We start from the raw sequence: 16,433 nt of genomic DNA, 5'->3' as shown, positions 1-16,433 counted from the left end.
CTAACGTGGCAGGTGGGTCAGTTTTAGATGATCATAACCCACCCAGGTGGGTCACTTTTGCATGCCGATTCACAGCCAAGGGTAAATACAAGGGTCGTGTCCCTACAGCCAAGCTACAGTCTGACAAGGTAATAGCACTGAAGGAAGCTGGTGTTCCCCGTCAACAAATCATGGCCCAGCTTGGTATCTCACAGGCAAGCTACTACCGTATCATAAGAGGGTAAACTCTACTGACCTAATGTCTAGGGGGTCTCTACTTAGGCGTAGGGAACCCTTAGATTCATACAGCTAGGGGGATAGTTGGTCCGGTAAGGCCCCCAATTTTTGGAAGAAAAGAATTACTTTTGAGACCTGATAAATTAGTACACGCATATCGAGAAATCAGTACACGGAACCCTTGGAGTTTTGCCTAAAACCCTTATAAATAAGGTATCTGGTGTGTAAATGGTAGGCCCGGAGGGACTCGAACCCCCAACCAAAGCGTTATGAGCGCTCTGCTCTAACCAATTGAGCTACAGGCCCGACCTGCGCTTGTCTCTAGCAGATGGAATTTGCCGGTCAAGCGGGTCGGGGCGTCTTGGGTGCGCATTTGCGGCGCAAGGGCATTCTTTCCTTCACACGCTTGCAACCCGCGCGGGCAGGGGATTGGCACCGCCTTTCAGGCGGTTTGCGCCTTGTGGATGGCGCAAGGCGCTTTTCTTCGTCTGCTGCTTGGGGTAACCCCGCGCCAGCACGATATGACAAGGGGCGTGGATATGACCGAGGGCAAGAACGGCATCACCTATTCGGATGCAGGCGTGGATATCGACGCGGGCAATGCCCTTGTCGAACGGATCAAGCCAGCGGCCAAGCGCACCACGCGGTCGGGCGTGATGTCGGGGCTTGGTGGTTTTGGGGCTTTGTTCGATCTCAAAGCCGCCGGATACAGCGACCCGATCCTTGTCGGGGCCACAGATGGTGTGGGCACCAAGCTGCGCATCGCGATTGATACCGGCAACGTCGATGGCGTGGGCATCGACCTTGTGGCGATGTGCGTCAATGATCTGGTCTGCCAAGGTGCCGAGCCGCTGTTTTTCCTTGATTACTTTGCCACTGGCAAGCTGGACACCGACACCGCGGCCCGCATCATCGAAGGCATCGCCGAAGGCTGCGTGCGCGCGGGCTGTGCCCTGATCGGCGGGGAAACCGCCGAGATGCCGGGCATGTATCCCGACGGTGATTTTGATCTGGCCGGTTTTGCCGTGGGCGCGATGGAACGCGGCGCTGCCCTGCCTGACGGGGTGGCTGAGGGCGACTTTCTGCTGGGGCTGGCCAGCGACGGGGTGCATTCGAACGGCTACAGCCTTGTGCGCAAGCTGGTCGAGATGTCGGGCCTTGACTGGCAGGCCGATTGCCCATGGGCCGAAGGGACGCTTGGCGCGGCCCTGCTGACGCCAACGCGCCTGTATGTGCGCCAATCGCTGGCGGCGGTGCGCGCGGGCGGTGTGCATGCATTGGCCCATATCACTGGCGGCGGCCTGACCGAGAATCTGCCACGCGTCTTGCCCGAGGACATGGGCGCCGAGGTGGACCTTGACGCATGGGATTTGCCGCCGGTCTTTGGCTGGCTGCGCGAACAGGGTGGCATGGACGCGGCCGAGATGCTGAAAACCTTCAACTGCGGGATTGGTATGATCCTGTCGGTCTCGGCAGATCGTGCCGATGAGTTGCAGGCCTTGCTAGAGGCCGAAGGCGAAACCGTGTGCCGGTTGGGCCATGTGGTGGCCGGGCAGGGCGTGACCTATACGGGGTCGCTTGCGTGACCAAACGTGTGGTCATTCTGATCTCGGGGGGCGGGTCCAATATGGTCGCGCTGCTGGACAGCATGAAGGGCGACCACCCGGCGCGGCCCGTTCTGGTGCTGGCGAACGATCCGGCAGCGGGGGGGCTGGCCAAGGCGCGCGCGCGGGGCGTCGCCACGGCGGTGGTGGATCACAGGCCGTTCAAGGGGGATCGACCGGCCTTTGAGGCCGCCTTGCAAGACACGCTGGAGGCGCATAGCCCCGATATCATTTGCTTGGCCGGGTTCATGCGGGTTTTGACCGAAGGCTTCGTGCAAAACTGGCAGGGGCGGATTTTGAATATCCACCCGTCGCTTTTGCCCAAATACAAGGGCCTGCACACCCACGCCCGCGCGATCGAGGCGCAAGACACCGAGGCGGGCTGCACCGTGCACGAGGTGACGCCTGCTTTGGATGACGGCCCTGTTCTGGGGCAGGCACGGGTGCCGGTTTTGCCTGATGACACCCCCGACCGTTTGGCCGAACGCGTGCTTGAGCAGGAACATCGCCTGTACCCGGCGGTTCTGCGCCGCTTTGCCGAAGGCGACCGGCGGGCTATCATCCTGCCCTGAATCGGCCAAGTTATTTGCATCCACACGCCACTTCGCCCATACCGGGGCAAAATGAGCGTAAGAAACCTGTAGAAAAGCCATTCATGAAAACCATCACCACAACCCAAGACCTGGACGCCTTTTGTAAACGCGCCCAAACCTTTGACTACGTGACTGTCGATACCGAGTTTCTGCGCGAGCGCACGTATTTTTCCAAACTGTGCCTGATCCAGTTGGCGGTGCCGGGCGACGGGCCAGAGGATGCGGTTCTGGTTGATCCGCTGGCCGGTGATCTGTCGCTTGATCCGCTTTACGATCTGTTTCGTGATCAAGCCGTGGTCAAGGTGTTCCATGCGGCCCGGCAGGATCTTGAGATTTTCTTTGTCGATGCGGGCGTGATCCCTGAGCCCTTGTTCGACACCCAAGTGGCGGCGATGGTCTGCGGCTTTGGCGAACAGGCGGGCTATGAAACGCTGGTGCGCAAGATTGCGCGGCAACCGCTGGACAAGACCTCGCGATTTACCGATTGGTCCCGCCGCCCGCTGACCGAGGCACAAAAAACCTATGCCTTGGCTGACGTGACGCATTTGCGCGACATCTATGAATTTCTGGCCGCCAAGTTGAAAGAAACCGGGCGTGAAAAATGGGTGGCGGAAGAGCTGCGCACGCTGACCGCGCCGGACACCTACATCGTAAAACCCGAAGAGGCATGGAAACGCGTCAAGACGCGCAATGCCTCGGGGCGGTTTCTAGCCATCGTGCGCGAACTGGCGCAGTTTCGCGAAAGCTATGCGCAGGCCCGCGATGTTCCCCGCAGCCGGGTTTACAAGGATGACGCCTTGGTCGAACTGGCCTCGACCAAGCCGGCGACGCTACAGGATTTGGGGCGGTCGCGCCTTCTGCTGCGCGAGGCGCGCAAGGGCGACATTGCCGAAGGCATCCTGAAAGCCGTGCAAGATGGCCTGAACTGCCCGGCGGATGATGTGCCCAAGGTTGATACCGCGCGCAGCAAAATGCAGGTGAACCCGGCACTGGCGGATTTGTTGCGGGTCTTGCTGAAGGCCAAAAGCGAATCTTTTGGCGTGGCGTCAAAACTGATCGCCAGTGCGGCTGATCTGGATGCCTTGGCCAGCGGAGAGCGCAACGTTCCCGCCTTGGGCGGCTGGCGGCACGATGTTTTCGGTTTGGATGCTTTGCGGCTGTGCGAGGGCAAGATTGCTCTGGCGGCCAAGGGCGGCGATATCCGCACCGTTGAACTTTAGGCCAAGACTGACCATCGCCCCGACAGGGGGCGGGAACGGCACCCAGAGGGTTAGCGGGTAGCGGATCGTGCGTTGCGTTCGCCAAGAACGCGGATTGTGCGCACCTTGGCCAGATCTTGGTTGCTAAGGAAATAGCCCGCCGTGGCGCGGCGCACGCGTTCAGGCCCTTGCGGGGTGTTTGTGGGCTGTAACGCCTTCATTTCAAGGGTCAGAACGCCATCCACGGGTTCGCCTTCGGTGTCGGATGTCAGGCGCACATCATAGGCCCCTTGCTGAAGCGTTTGGCCTGTCGCCTTGACGATGGCGCCCGATGAGGTGCGTTCGATGGTCAGATCGGTGATCTGATCGACCGGGGTGCCAAGATAGACCTCTTCCTTATTGCCGCGTCGGAAGATGCTTGTTTCTTCGGGGATCAGCGGATTGGTCTGCGCCGGGGTGGCGGTTTCTGTGCGGGCTTCGGCGCGGCTGTTGCCGAACCAATTGCCCGGATTGACCCGCGAGTCACGCCAACCGCTGCATCCGGCAAGCGTGAGTGACAGAACCACGAGACCCGCAACTGTTTTCCGCATTTGGACCGCCCCTTTTGCTTTCATCCCAACTACCTTATCCCAACAGCGTTGAAAAGGTGTAAGCGAGGTCTGGACCTTCGCATCTTGCCCGCCTAGGTCAATACCAAAGCAGCAGGAGCATATGATGGCCACCGAAGCCTTTGAAGACATTGTCGCAGATTTCGAGTTTTTGGACGATTGGGAAGATCGTTACCGCTATGTCATCGAACGCGGACGCGCGATGGACCCTCTGGATGACGCGCTGAAGGTGCCGGCCACCAAGGTAGACGGCTGCGCCAGTCAGGTCTGGCTGCATCCGACCATCGCCAACGGGAAGTTCGACTTTGAGGGCGATAGCGATGCGATGATCGTGCGCGGGCTGATCGCGGTGTTGCGGGCGCTTTACAACGGCGTGCCGGTATCGCAGGTGGGGCAGGTGGATGCGCAGGCCGAGCTGGCCCGGTTGGGCCTGAACGATCATCTGTCGGCACAGCGATCAAACGGACTGCGCGCGATGATAGACCGGATCCGCCTTGTGGCGTCGCAATCCGCCTGATCCGAATGGGCGGCTGCGCCGCGCAGGTTTGCAGGAATGAGGGGCGCTGCCCCTCAAACTCCCCGGGATATTTTTGAACAGAAGAAGGGGTTTTAGGTCTTGCGGGCCTGATCGTGCAGAGCCTGTTCAAGATCGCCGTAGCCGGTGAAGCGGTGCTCGAAGTCAAGGCCAAGCCGTTCCGCGCAGGTGCGCGCCTTGTCGACAAGGGCCGGATCATGGGTTTGGGCCTGATAGATCAGTTTGGTGTAATTGCCGAACAACATATCACGTAATTCGGGATGACGGTCGAGCCCCATGGGTTTCCAGACGAAGGCATCGAATTGCTTGACCAGAAAATCGGTCAGGTAAAAGGCGGTGATTTCATCCTCGGCCCGCTCTGAAAAGGCGGCGTTGCCTTCGAAAAACGAATAGCAATGCGGACCTTCGATCATTTCGACGCCAAGCTCTGCGCATTTGGCCTGTAGCTGCCCGCCGGTGCCGCAATCGGCGTAGACCACGAAAATGTTGCTATAGCTGTCTTGATTGCGCGTGACGGCGCGGTCGACCTCGGTGACGATTTGATCAGGATAGAGGTGCAGTTTGGCGGGCAGGCATTGAAGGTCGATATGGGTCCAGCCATTGGCCTTGATCAAAGCCAGAATTTCACGCGCCAATGCCCCGCATGCGATCAGCAAAAGACGGTTTTCCTTGCCGCGCAGGTCCAGCCCGGTTTCGGTCAGTGTTGTGTCACTGGGCAGGTCGGTCATGGTGATTCCTTGCGCGGCGGCGGGGTAAACGCAAACGGCCCGCACTCAGGCGGGCCGTTGTCAAACCTTGGGCCGCATGCCCGAATTTAAGCTGTTACGCCTTGGTTATGCTTGCGCTTGACGTAGTCCTTCGCGGTTTCCACCGCAACCGCCGCGTCGCGGCAATAGGCGTCGGCACCGATGGCCTTGCCGAATTCTTCGTTCAAAGGTGCACCGCCGACCAGCACGACATAATCGTCGCGGATACCCTGTTCGACCATCGTGTCGATCACGACCTTCATGTAAGGCATGGTGGTGGTCAGCAGGGCCGACATGCCGAGGATGTCGGGTTTATGCTCTTCCAAGGCCTCAAGGTAGTTTTCCACCGGGTTGTTGATCCCGATATCGACCACTTCGAAGCCCGCACCTTCCATCATCATCGACACAAGGTTCTTGCCGATGTCGTGGATGTCGCCCTTGACCGTGCCGATGACCATAGAGCCCATGCGCGGCGCGCCGGTTGAGGCCAAAAGCGGCTTGAGGATGAACATGCCGCCCTTCATGGCGTTGGCGGCCAAAAGCACCTCGGGGACAAACAGGATACCATCGCGGAAGTCTTTGCCAACAACGGTCATGCCGCCAACCAAAGCTTCGGTCAGGATCTTGTAGGGGGCCCATCCGCGCTCCAGCAGGATGTTTACGCCTTCCTCGATTTCCTCTTTGAGGCCATCGTAAAGATCGTCCCACATCTGTTCGACAAGTTCTTCGTCGCTCAGCTCGGACAGGATGATGTCTTCTTCGTCGGACATTGCAGTGTTCCCGGGTCATGGGCGCATGCGCGCGTTCTGTTTCACTTAGCTTTCGTCAATTTGTCGCAGTGGCACTTTGCAAATTACGACATTGGCCGAACCTTGACCGACTTATAGTGTGCATTTGCGGCAATGGCTGCTGAAAAACTTGCATGATCTATATGGGGTTGCTGCATGATCGGCGCGCAGGGCTACCTACGAAAACAAACAGCCCCCGTCAGGGAGGCTGCTAGACGCATCATGCAGTTGTGGGGTCGCGCTTAGTCGCGGCGGCGGCGTGTGCGGCGTTTTTGCGGGCCACTGTTGGCATCGTCGCCGGTGCCGTCGGCGGCCGAGGAAAACGCGCCAAGCGCCTCGGTGATCTGGTCCAGCGTGGGCCGCGTTTCGGCGCGTGGGCGGGTCGACAGCGCCTCGTGCATCTTTTCAAGATGTTCAGGCGTTGTGCCGCAGCAGCCGCCAATAATCGTGGCGCCGCAATCGCGGGCCAGAACGGCATAGTCGGCCATCAGATCTGGGGTGCCATCGTAGTGGATGTGACCATCGACAAATTTCGGAATACCAGCGTTGCCTTTGGCGATAATCGGCCGTTCGGTGCCCTGCGCCGCAAAACCCAAAACCGTGCGCAGCAGGTCGGATGCGCCGACGCCGCAATTGGCCCCGAAGGCCAGCGGCGGGTTGGGCAGGCCATCGACCATCCTGACCATATCGGCCGAGGTCAGGCCCATCATCGTGCGCCCGGCAGTGTCAAAGCTCATAGTGCCACACCACGGCATGTCGGCCAGTTTGAACGCCTCGGCGGCGGCGGCGTATTCTTCAGGGGCCGAGATGGTTTCAAGCCACAAAACGTCGGCGCCGCCTTCTTTGAGGCCATCGGCCTGTTCGTGAAAGATTTCGACGGCCAGATCATGGGTCAGCGCGCCCATCGGGGCCATGATTTCACCGGTTGGCCCGACTGAGCCCGCGACCACAACCGGGCGATCACGGGTGTCGGCCACCTCGCGCCCGATTTCGGCGGAAATGCGCGACAAGTCGCGCGCGCGTTTTTCTTCGCCGTGCAGTTTCAGGCGGGCGGCGTTGCCGCCAAAGGAATTGGTCAAAAAGATATCGCTGCCCGCATCGACGGCCATCGCATATAGCTTGGTGATCCGGTCGGGATGGGTGTCGTTCCACAATTCGGGGGCATCGCCCGATTCCAGCCCCATGTTGAACAGGTTGGTGCCGGTCGCGCCATCGGTCAACAACCAGTCACGTGTTTGAAGCAATTTGGACAGGGCGTTTGTCATGATATCTCCTTGGGTGATAGCGCAGGGATGTGACACGGATCACACATCGGCGCAAACTCATAATACTCAACTGATATGTGAATGAAATTCCGATTCATGCGAGTCTGCGGCACTAAAAAAGGCGCGCCCTGACAGACGCGCCCGATATTAATTTTCGACGGCGATCAGGCCTCTTTGACCAACTGCTCTTTGGCAACCCGCAGCAATTCAGCCATCTTGCCGCGAATGGTGTCGGCGTCGGCCAGATCGCCCAGATCGGCGGCGACCTTGCGCACGACGTCCTCGTGGCCGGCCTCTTCGAAATCGGCGATCACGACTTCTTTGGCGTAGGCTTGCGCCTCGTCGCCGGTTTTGCCCAACAATTCAGCGGCCCAAAGGCCCAGCAATTTGTTGCAACGCGCCTCGGCGCGGAACTTCATTTCCTCGTCATGGGCGAATTTGTTTTCGAATGCGCTTTCGCGGTCGTCGAAGGTGGTCATTGGGCCTGTCCCCTCAGCATACGTTGCAGTTATCCCTGATATGCAACTCTGCGCGCCCAAGAGCAAGGCCTCAACGTGATCTTGCGACAATCGGGGGCATGATCTATGAGGACAGCACGACTTTTGGGGATTTGGCCCCGGTCGAGCGACGGAGGCTGCATGGCGCGGCGCAAAAAGATTTACGAAGGCAAGGCGAAAACCCTGTATGAAGGCCCCGAACCGGGCACCATCGTGCAGTATTTCAAGGATGACGCCACGGCCTTTAATGCCGAGAAAAAAGATGTGATCGAGGGCAAGGGCGTCCTGAACAACATCTTGTCGGAATATTTCATGAACGGCCTGACCAATGTCGGCATTCCGAACCATTTCATGAAGCGGCTCAACATGCGCGAACAGCTTGTGCGCGCCTGCGAGATTGTCCCGCTTGAGGTGATCGTGCGGAATTATGCCGCGGGCAGCATGGCCAAACGTCTGGGCATCGAAGAGGGCGTTCAGTTGCCCCGCCCGGTGGTGGAATATTGCCTGAAAGACGACAAACTGGGCGATCCTCTGGTCACCGAGGAGCATATTGCCGCCTTTGGCTGGGCCAGCCAGCAGGACATGGACGATATCCTGAGCCTTGCGCTGCGGGTCAACGATTTCTTGTCAGGCGTGATGTATGGCGTCGGGATCAAGCTGGTCGATTTCAAGATCGAGATTGGCCGCGTTTACGAAGGCGACTATCAGCGTCTGATCGTGGCGGATGAAATCAGCCCCGACAGTTGCCGCCTTTGGGATATCGAAACCGGCCAGAAGCTGGACAAGGATGTGTTCCGCCGCGACTTGGGCAGCCTGACCGATGCCTATACCGAGGTCGCCAAACGGCTTGGCGTGATGCCGAAAGGCGCCACGCCCATGGCGCGGCCCACGCTGATCAACTGACTGCAACCATGATGACCGCGGCCAAAGCGCCGCTTGATTTGAAACGAACGGGAAAACACTCATGAAAGCACGCGTTCACGTCATGCTGAAATCCGGCGTTCTGGACCCGCAGGGCGAGGCCGTGCGCCATGCGCTTGGCCAGTTGGGCTTTGACGGGGTCGAAGGGGTCCGGCAAGGCAAAGTGATCGAACTGGACTTGGCCGAAACCGACGCCGAGCAGGCCCGCGCCACGGTGACCGAGATGTGTGAAAAGCTTTTGGCGAACACCGTCATCGAAAGCTATAGCGTGGAGATCGCCTGATGCACGCGGCTGTTATCGTCTTTCCTGGGTCAAACTGTGACCGTGACCTGGCCGTCGCGTTCGAGAGGGCCGGGGCCAAGGTTTCGATGGTTTGGCACAAGGACACCGCCTTGCCCGAGGGCGTGGATATCATCGGTGTGCCCGGCGGGTTTTCCTTTGGCGATTACCTGCGCTGCGGCGCGATTGCCGCCAATTCGCCAATCTGCCGCTCGGTCGTGGCCCACGCGGAAAAAGGCGGCTATGTCCTTGGCATTTGCAACGGGTTTCAGGTGCTGACCGAAACCGGCCTTTTGCCGGGCGTGTTGTTGCGCAATGCCAACCTCAAATACATTTGCAAGCCCGTGGATTTGCGCGTGGAAACCGCAGACAGCCCGTTTACCGCCGGCTATGACGCGGGGCAGGTCATCACCGTTCCAATCGCGCATCACGACGGCAACTATTACGCCGATGCCGAGACGTTGAAGCGGCTGCACGGGGATGCACGGGTGGCATTCACCTATATGGACAATCCCAACGGCTCGGTCGACGACATTGCTGGCGTTCTATCGTCCAATCGCCGTGTGCTTGGCATGATGCCGCACCCCGAACGTATGGCCGAACCTTTGCACGGCGGCACCCAAGGCGCGCCGATGTTCGACAGCCTTGTTGCACAATTGACCAACGCGTGAGTGCTTGAGCCGGTGGGCACGGCGGCGTAATCTGGCGGTATGAGATTTTCGTCGGGCCAGTCTGTATTGAAGCGCAGTCGCACCACCAGTTGGCGCGCCCGGCTGGCACTTGTGTTTCTGGTCGTGGTGGCGGTCGCTGTTGTGGTTGTCACCAATCGGCTGCTGACCGACAGGTTTACCGAGACGACGCGCAACAGGGCCGAATTGCGGCTTGTGTTGTATAGCGGTAACTTGCTGAGCGAACTGCGCCAAAACGCGATTGTGCCACAGCTTCTGGCGCGTGACCCGGCGCTGATTTCCGCCTTGAATACAGGCGACTACACGCAATCGACACAGCGCCTTATCTCGTTCGTCGACGAGATCGGCGCAGCCTCTTTGACCTTGCTGGACCGTGACGGGCGCACGGTTGCCTCGACGGACAGAATTTCTTTGGGGCAATCGCACCGGCAGGCACCATATTATGTTGATGCGCTGCGCTCGAAAGATACTATTTTCCAAGTTTTGCGCGATGAAACCGGGCGTTTCCGGTTTTATTACTCCAGACGGGTCGACAGCCAAAATCAGGTTGTCGGCGTCATTCTGGTTGAGGTCGATCTGGGGAAATATGAACGGGCATGGGCCGGAATTTCCGACGCGGTTCTGGTGACGGACAGCGCGGGCAAGATCATATTGGCGACCGAACCGCGCTGGCGCGGTCTGAGCGAAGCTGAAGCCTTGCAACGGGAACCCGTGGACAGTGCGATCGAGCGGGCCATTCAGGCCACCGCCGATTGGACGGCGCTGCCTGCCGATGCCTATGTGCAAGGCGAGGCGGTGATGCGGGTCGAAGGGCGGGTGGCGTTTCGCGGATGGCGGATTGCCAGCTTCACCACCTATGCCAGCGTCCGGGAAAAAGTGAACGGATTTCTGGCGCTTGAGATCATGGGGTTTGCGATTCTTCTGGCCTTGGCGTTCTGGATGCTGAACCGCAAAACCGCCCTGCGCATGGCCTTGTTTCAACGGGAATCGGCAGAGCTTCGCGCATTGAACGCGCGCTTGCAGCGGGAAATCGCCGAGCGGGAGCGGGTGCAAGAGAACCTTGCCGTTGCCGAACAGACACTGGCGCAAAGTTCGAAACTGGCCGCCTTGGGCGAGATGTCGGCGGCGGTCAGCCACGAATTGAACCAGCCTTTGGCGGCGATGAAAACCTATCTGGCCGGGGCGCGTCTTTTGCTGACGCGCAACCGCCCCGACGAGGCGCTATCCTCGTTTCAGCGGATTGACGATCTGCTAGAGCGAATGGGCGCGATCACGAAGCAGTTGAAATCCTACGCGCGCCACAGCGGCGATACGTTCGAGCCTGTAAATCTTGGGGATTCGCTGTCGTCGGCACTGGCGATGATGGAACCGCAATTGCGTCAGCGGCACGTCAACATCACCCGCACCTTGCCCAAAGAGCCGGTCTTGATCATGGGCGACAGGGTGCGGGTGGAGCAGGTGATGATCAACCTGTTGCGCAATGCCATGGATGCCACCGAAGGCGCTGAAACCCCTGAAATTGACATCCTGTTGGCGGCGGGTGAAACAGCCGTGCTGACCGTGCGTGATAATGGTCACGGGATTGAGCATTTCGACAATCTGTTCGAGCCGTTTTACACCACCAAGCAGCCTGGTGACGGTGTTGGTCTGGGGCTTGCCATTTCATCGGGGATCGTCAACGACCTTGGGGGACGCCTGACAGCACGCAACGCACCGGGCGGGGGGGCTGTATTTGAGTTGCAGCTGCCTATCTTGACAGAAGAAACCCGTGCAGCGGAGTAACCTGCAATGCCAAGCGCAATGAAAATCGCGATTGTCGATGACGAAAAAGATATGCGCCAGTCGATCAGCCAATGGCTGGCCCTGTCAGGCTACGACACAGAAGCCTTTCCAAGCGCCGAAGAGGCGCTCAAGGTTCTGGGGCCGGATTATCCCGGTATCGTCGTAACCGACATAAGAATGCCCGGAATGGACGGGATGCAGTTTCTAAAGAAGCTGATGGGCACGGATTCCAGCCTGCCGGTGATCATGATCACCGGGCACGGTGACGTGCCCATGGCGGTTGAGGCGATGCGGATCGGAGCCTACGACTTTCTTGAAAAGCCGTTCAATCCGGACCGGATGAACGAATTGGCCAAGAAAGCCACCAACGCCCGGCGTATGACGCTGGACAGCCGGGCCTTGCGCCGCGAATTGTCGGACGGTGGCCAGCTTATGAAAAAGCTGATCGGCGCAAGTCCGGTCATGGAACGGCTGAAAGAGGATATTCTGGATTTGGGGCAGGCCGATGGGCATGTCCTGATCGAAGGCGAAACCGGAACCGGTAAAACGCTGGTCGCGCACGCCCTGCATGCGGTTGGGTCGCGGGCGGGCAAGAAATTCGTCTTGTTGTCCTGCGCGGCGTTCGAGGAGGACGCGCTGATCAAACGCCTGTTCGGCCCGATGCAGCCTGAAGACAGCCAACTGCCCGCGGTCGAAGAGGCGCGTGGCGGCACCTTGGTGCTTGAAGATGTCGACGCGTTGTCCGATGCGGTGCAGTCGCGTTTGCTGACCTTCATCAACGATGAAGGCACGCCACCCGAAACGCGGATCGTGGCCATTTCCAACATGCAGGAACAAGACCGCACATGCGAAGACGCGCTGCGCCCGGATCTGTTTTATCGCCTTGGCAGCTTGCGGATCACGGTGCCGCCGCTGCGGCAGCGCGGTGAGGATATCCTGACATTGTTCACCCGGTTCGCCGATCAGTTTGCCGATGATTACGGCTGTGAGGCACCGCAAGTGACGGCACAAGAGGCCGCACAGTTGTTGCAGGCGCCGTGGCCGGGCAACGTGCGCCAGTTGTTCAACGTGGCCGAGCGTGCGGTGTTGCAGGCGCGGCGTGGCAGCGGCACAATCGCATCGCTGCTGATGTCTGATCATCAAGAGATGCAGCCGGTCATGACAACCGAAGGCAAGCCACTGAAGGAATATGTCGAAGCCTTCGAGCGTATGTTGATCGACAACACCATGCGCCGGCACAAGGGCTCGATTGCGTCGGTGATGGATGAATTGTGCCTGCCGCGTCGCACGCTGAACGAAAAAATGGCCAAATATGGCCTGCAACGCTCGGACTATCTGGGCTGAGGGCAAAAGCAGCTGAGAGCGCGCCGAACGGTGCGCTCGGTGCGCTCGGCTGGGCTGACATCGTGTTTTCAACGCTGTCCTACGCGACGCGATAGGGGCGAAACACGATTTGGCATTGTCAGTCGGGGGCAAAACCCTCTATCAAGGACGCAGGAGCCTGGTCAGACCGAAGACAGGGTGTTCCGAAAAGTTTCGCTGTTTCGGGCGATTGAGGCACCTTTGTTGTGCTGTCGCTCCAAACAGACCGATCTGGCCCCGCACTGCCGGGCCGCCTACATGCCTGACCCGGTAGACCCGGACGTGCAGGCGCTGAATTGGCCCGTCGCTCGGGCCGGAGACCAAGAACCGCGATGAAAAGCGCTATAGGCACATACGATCAAAGGGGCCACTTCGGTGCGGCCCCTGTCAGTGTTTGCGCCATCGCCCCTAACATAGACCCACCGCAGACAGCCGCCCCACCGGGCCCGGCCTGTCTGACGTGGAGTAAACGGAAAACATGGCCAATAAAATGCTTATCGATGCCACCCACGCGGAAGAAACCCGCGTCGTGGTGGTTGACGGAAACAAGGTTGAGGAGTTCGACTTTGAATCCGAGAACAAACGGCAACTTGCCGGCAACATCTATCTTGCAAAAGTAACACGGGTTGAACCGTCGCTTCAGGCGGCGTTCGTGGATTACGGCGGCAATCGCCACGGGTTTCTTGCCTTTTCGGAAATACATCCGGATTACTACCAGATCCCCGTCGCTGATCGCGAAAAGCTGATGGAGGAAGAGCGCGCTTATGCCGAGGCGATGCGCGCCCGCGACGAAGAAGAAGACGCCCCGAAACGGCGCAACCGGTCGCGCTCGAAACCTGCCAAGGTCGAAACCAAAGATCCGCTTGTCACCGATGGTGGCGACAGCACGGCCGAACACGTAGCCGGCATGGAAATGATCGACCTTGACGGCGATCTGCCCGAAGGCACTTCGCCGGTTGAAACGGTCGCAGAGACCCCGGTTGAAGAACCGCTTGAAACCAGCTCGGACGTCACAAGTGACGCGGACAGTGCTCAGGATGTCGATGGGGACGATTTTGCCGAAACCGATGACGACCGCGCTCGGCGGTCGGACGCGGCTGGCAAGGACGACAGCATCGAGTCGGTCGCCGATGACGATGACAGCGACGACATTCGGCCTGTTCGCAAGCCGCGCCCGCGCAAATACAAGATCCAAGAAGTCATCAAGGTGCGCCAGATCCTGCTGGTGCAAGTCGTCAAGGAAGAGCGGGGCAACAAGGGTGCCGCGTTGACAACCTACCTGTCACTGGCCGGGCGCTACTGTGTCTTGATGCCAAACACCGCACGTGGCGGTGGTATCTCGCGCAAGATCACGAACGCTGTGGACCGCAAGAAGCTCAAGCAGATTGCGACCGAGATTGACGTGCCGCAAGGCGCGGGGCTGATTGTGCGCACAGCGGGGGCCAAGCGGACCAAGTCGGAAATCAAGCGTGACTACGAATATCTTCAGCGTTTGTGGGAACAGATCCGCGAATTGACGCTGAAATCCGTGGCACCGGCGAAGATCTACGAAGAAGGTGACCTGATCAAACGCTCGATCCGCGATTTGTATAACCGCGAGATCGACGAAGTTCTGGTGGAAGGCGAACGGGGCTACCGCATCGCCAAGGACTTCATGAAAATGATCATGCCGTCGCACGCCAAGAACGTGAAGCTTTATGCCGATCCGATGCCGCTATTCGCGCGTCATCAGGTCGAATCGTACTTGTCGGGCATGTTCAACCCGACGGTGCAATTGAAATCCGGCGGCTATATCGTGATCGGTGTGACCGAGGCGCTTGTTGCGGTTGATGTGAACTCGGGCCGGGCCACCAAGGAAGGCTCGATCGAGGAAACCGCGCTAAAGACCAATCTTGAAGCGGCCGAAGAAGTGGCGCGCCAGTTGCGTCTGCGCGATTTGGCCGGTTTGATCGTGATCGACTTTATCGACATGGATGAGCGTAAGAACAACAACGCCGTCGAGAAGAAGCTGAAAGACAAGCTGAAATCGGATCGTGCCCGCATTCAGGTGGGTCGGATCTCTGGGTTTGGCCTGCTTGAAATGAGCCGTCAGCGTCTGCGCCCCGGTATGATCGAGGCGACGACACAGCCATGCCCGGCCTGTCACGGCACGGGTTTGATCCGCTCGGATGACAATCTGGCGCTGTCCATTCTGCGCCAGATCGAGGAAGAGGGCGTGCGCCGCCGCTCGCGCGAGGTGCTGGTCAAATGTCCGGTTGGTATCGCTAATTTTTTGATGAACCAAAAACGCGAACATGTGGCCCAGATCGAAGCGCGGTATGGACTGTCTGTGCGGATCGAAGGCGACCCTGTCTTGATCAGCCCCGATTTTGCGCTTGAAAAGTTCAAGACCGCGACGCGCAGCGTGCCCGAAGTGGCCGCGCCTGTGGTGTCTGTGGACAGCTCCTTGATGGAGGAAGCCGAAGAGGAGGAGGAGGTCGTCGCGACCGAAGCCCCGGCTCAGGCTCAGGCTCAGGTGCAGGACGCTGCAGAGGAAGGCGACGACAAGCCCAAAAAGCGCCGTCGCCGTCGCCGCCGCCGGTCCAAATCCAAAGGCAATGGTGGCGAGGATCAGGGCGCGCAGGCCGAGGCCAACGGACAGGATGACACCGATCAGGGTGCCAAGACGGACGACGACGCGTCGACACCTGCCAACGCGCCTGCGGCTGCCGCAGGCGATGGATCGGGTGAGACCACGGCTGACAAGCCCAAGCCCAAGCGCACAAGAAAACCGCGCAAAAAGCCCGAGGCTGATGTGCCTGCGGATGCGGCTGTGGCGGCTGACCCGGTGGCGACATCTGACGAGGGGCTTACTGAAAAAGCGGCTGAAGCTGCGCCCGAGGCCACCGCAGAAGTGACCGAGGACAAGCCCAAACCCAAGCGCACCCGTAAGCCCCGCGCAAAAAAGGCGGATGTTGCACAGCCTGCCGAAAGCACGGCCCAACCAGAAGCCGAAGCCGAAACGGCGACCGATGACGCGACGCAAGCGGCAAAACCGGCGCGCAAGCCCCGCACGCGCAAAGCCCCGGCCAAGAAAGCGCCCGCCAAGGACGCTGCCGAGACCGAGGCGGCCACACCTGCGCCTTTGGCCGAAGCGGTGACCGAAACCGCGCAGGTCACGACCGCGGAACCGGCCCCGGCCGAAGCGAGCACGACCGAGCCTGTTGCAGCAGACCCAACACCGGCCAAGCCTGACACGGCCGATGCCAAGCCGGTGGACGCGGCAAAGCCTGACGACACCGCATCGGACAAGCCCAAGCGGCGCGGCTGGTGGTCAATCGGGCGTTAACCCGCCTTGGGTTTCGCAAG

Annotated in this window: 15 protein-coding genes and 1 tRNA gene; 10 read left to right on the top strand and 6 right to left on the bottom strand. The window is 59.6% G+C overall.

The annotated features are described in order from the left end of the window. Window positions 1-445 precede the first annotated feature (445 nt). A tRNA-Ile gene (locus HAT86_RS12245) sits at window positions 446-522 on the bottom strand. Window positions 523-755: 233 nt separating this feature from the next. On the opposite strand from HAT86_RS12245, the gene purM reads away from it, so the two are divergent. From purM to rnd, 3 genes are all read left to right on the top strand, one after another. Beyond that, window positions 756-1,802 carry a phosphoribosylformylglycinamidine cyclo-ligase gene (gene purM, locus HAT86_RS12240; protein ID WP_167198030.1) on the top strand — a complete coding sequence of 349 codons (1,047 nt, stop codon included), beginning with the start codon at window positions 756-758 and terminating at the stop codon, window positions 1,800-1,802. Beyond that, on the top strand, window positions 1,799-2,392 hold the full coding sequence (gene purN, locus HAT86_RS12235; RefSeq protein ID WP_167198027.1) for a phosphoribosylglycinamide formyltransferase: 594 nt from the start codon (window positions 1,799-1,801) through the stop codon (window positions 2,390-2,392). The genes purM and purN overlap by 4 nt, the downstream gene beginning before the upstream one ends. An 83-nt stretch (window positions 2,393-2,475) precedes the next feature. After that, window positions 2,476-3,633: a ribonuclease D gene (rnd, locus tag HAT86_RS12230; protein ID WP_167198024.1), complete on the top strand. Its 1,158-nt coding sequence runs from the start codon at window positions 2,476-2,478 to the stop codon at window positions 3,631-3,633. 50 nt (window positions 3,634-3,683) lie between these two features. Here the strand turns inward: rnd and HAT86_RS12225 are convergent, their stop codons facing one another. Continuing rightward, on the bottom strand, window positions 3,684-4,202 hold the full coding sequence (locus HAT86_RS12225) for a hypothetical protein (RefSeq protein WP_167198021.1): 519 nt from the start codon (window positions 4,200-4,202) through the stop codon (window positions 3,684-3,686). A 124-nt stretch (window positions 4,203-4,326) separates the two neighbouring features. Between HAT86_RS12225 and HAT86_RS12220 the strand changes: the two genes are divergently transcribed. Next, window positions 4,327-4,737 carry a SufE family protein gene (locus HAT86_RS12220; RefSeq protein WP_167198018.1) on the top strand — a complete coding sequence of 137 codons (411 nt, stop codon included), beginning with the start codon at window positions 4,327-4,329 and terminating at the stop codon, window positions 4,735-4,737. A gap of 92 nt (window positions 4,738-4,829) precedes the next feature. Here HAT86_RS12220 and HAT86_RS12215 read toward each other — a convergent pair whose 3' ends face one another. From HAT86_RS12215 to HAT86_RS12200, 4 genes are all read right to left on the bottom strand, one after another. Further along, window positions 4,830-5,483 carry a DUF1638 domain-containing protein gene (locus HAT86_RS12215; protein ID WP_167198014.1) on the bottom strand — a complete coding sequence of 218 codons (654 nt, stop codon included), beginning with the start codon at window positions 5,481-5,483 and terminating at the stop codon, window positions 4,830-4,832. 86 nt (window positions 5,484-5,569) lie between these two features. Then, complete coding sequence (locus HAT86_RS12210; protein ID WP_167198011.1) at window positions 5,570-6,271, bottom strand: corrinoid protein; 702 nt, start codon at window positions 6,269-6,271, stop codon at window positions 5,570-5,572. Window positions 6,272-6,531: 260 nt separating this feature from the next. Continuing rightward, window positions 6,532-7,554: a betaine--homocysteine S-methyltransferase gene (gene bmt, locus HAT86_RS12205; protein WP_167198008.1), complete on the bottom strand. Its 1,023-nt coding sequence runs from the start codon at window positions 7,552-7,554 to the stop codon at window positions 6,532-6,534. A gap of 164 nt (window positions 7,555-7,718) precedes the next feature. Next, window positions 7,719-8,033 carry a DUF1476 domain-containing protein gene (locus HAT86_RS12200; RefSeq protein WP_167198005.1) on the bottom strand — a complete coding sequence of 105 codons (315 nt, stop codon included), beginning with the start codon at window positions 8,031-8,033 and terminating at the stop codon, window positions 7,719-7,721. A gap of 159 nt (window positions 8,034-8,192) precedes the next feature. Between HAT86_RS12200 and purC the strand changes: the two genes are divergently transcribed. The 6 genes from purC to HAT86_RS12170 all read left to right on the top strand — a co-directional run bounded on the left by purC (window position 8,193) and on the right by HAT86_RS12170 (window position 16,413). Further along, entirely contained in the window at window positions 8,193-8,954 is a 762-nt protein-coding gene (gene purC / locus HAT86_RS12195; RefSeq protein WP_167198002.1) for a phosphoribosylaminoimidazolesuccinocarboxamide synthase, read from the top strand. A gap of 61 nt (window positions 8,955-9,015) precedes the next feature. After that, complete coding sequence (purS, locus tag HAT86_RS12190) at window positions 9,016-9,255, top strand: phosphoribosylformylglycinamidine synthase subunit PurS (RefSeq protein WP_167197999.1); 240 nt, start codon at window positions 9,016-9,018, stop codon at window positions 9,253-9,255. Then, complete coding sequence (gene purQ / locus HAT86_RS12185) at window positions 9,255-9,923, top strand: phosphoribosylformylglycinamidine synthase subunit PurQ (RefSeq protein WP_167197995.1); 669 nt, start codon at window positions 9,255-9,257, stop codon at window positions 9,921-9,923. The genes purS and purQ overlap by 1 nt, the downstream gene beginning before the upstream one ends. 39 nt (window positions 9,924-9,962) lie before the next feature. Next, the gene (locus tag HAT86_RS12180; RefSeq protein ID WP_167197992.1) at window positions 9,963-11,723 is read left to right on the top strand and encodes a sensor histidine kinase; all 1,761 of its coding nucleotides are present in this window, start codon (window positions 9,963-9,965) and stop codon (window positions 11,721-11,723) included. 6 nt (window positions 11,724-11,729) lie between these two features. After that, the gene (locus HAT86_RS12175) at window positions 11,730-13,067 is read left to right on the top strand and encodes a sigma-54-dependent transcriptional regulator (protein ID WP_167197989.1); all 1,338 of its coding nucleotides are present in this window, start codon (window positions 11,730-11,732) and stop codon (window positions 13,065-13,067) included. A 496-nt stretch (window positions 13,068-13,563) separates the two neighbouring features. Continuing rightward, window positions 13,564-16,413 carry an Rne/Rng family ribonuclease gene (locus tag HAT86_RS12170; protein WP_167197986.1) on the top strand — a complete coding sequence of 950 codons (2,850 nt, stop codon included), beginning with the start codon at window positions 13,564-13,566 and terminating at the stop codon, window positions 16,411-16,413. The last annotated feature ends 20 nt before the right edge of the window (window positions 16,414-16,433 follow it).

This window comes from Roseovarius gahaiensis, assembly GCF_011601345.1.
Taxonomy (GTDB): Bacteria; Pseudomonadota; Alphaproteobacteria; order Rhodobacterales; family Rhodobacteraceae; genus Roseovarius; species Roseovarius gahaiensis.
Note: the sequence above shows the minus strand (reverse complement) of the source record. Positions and strands in the feature narration are given on the sequence as shown.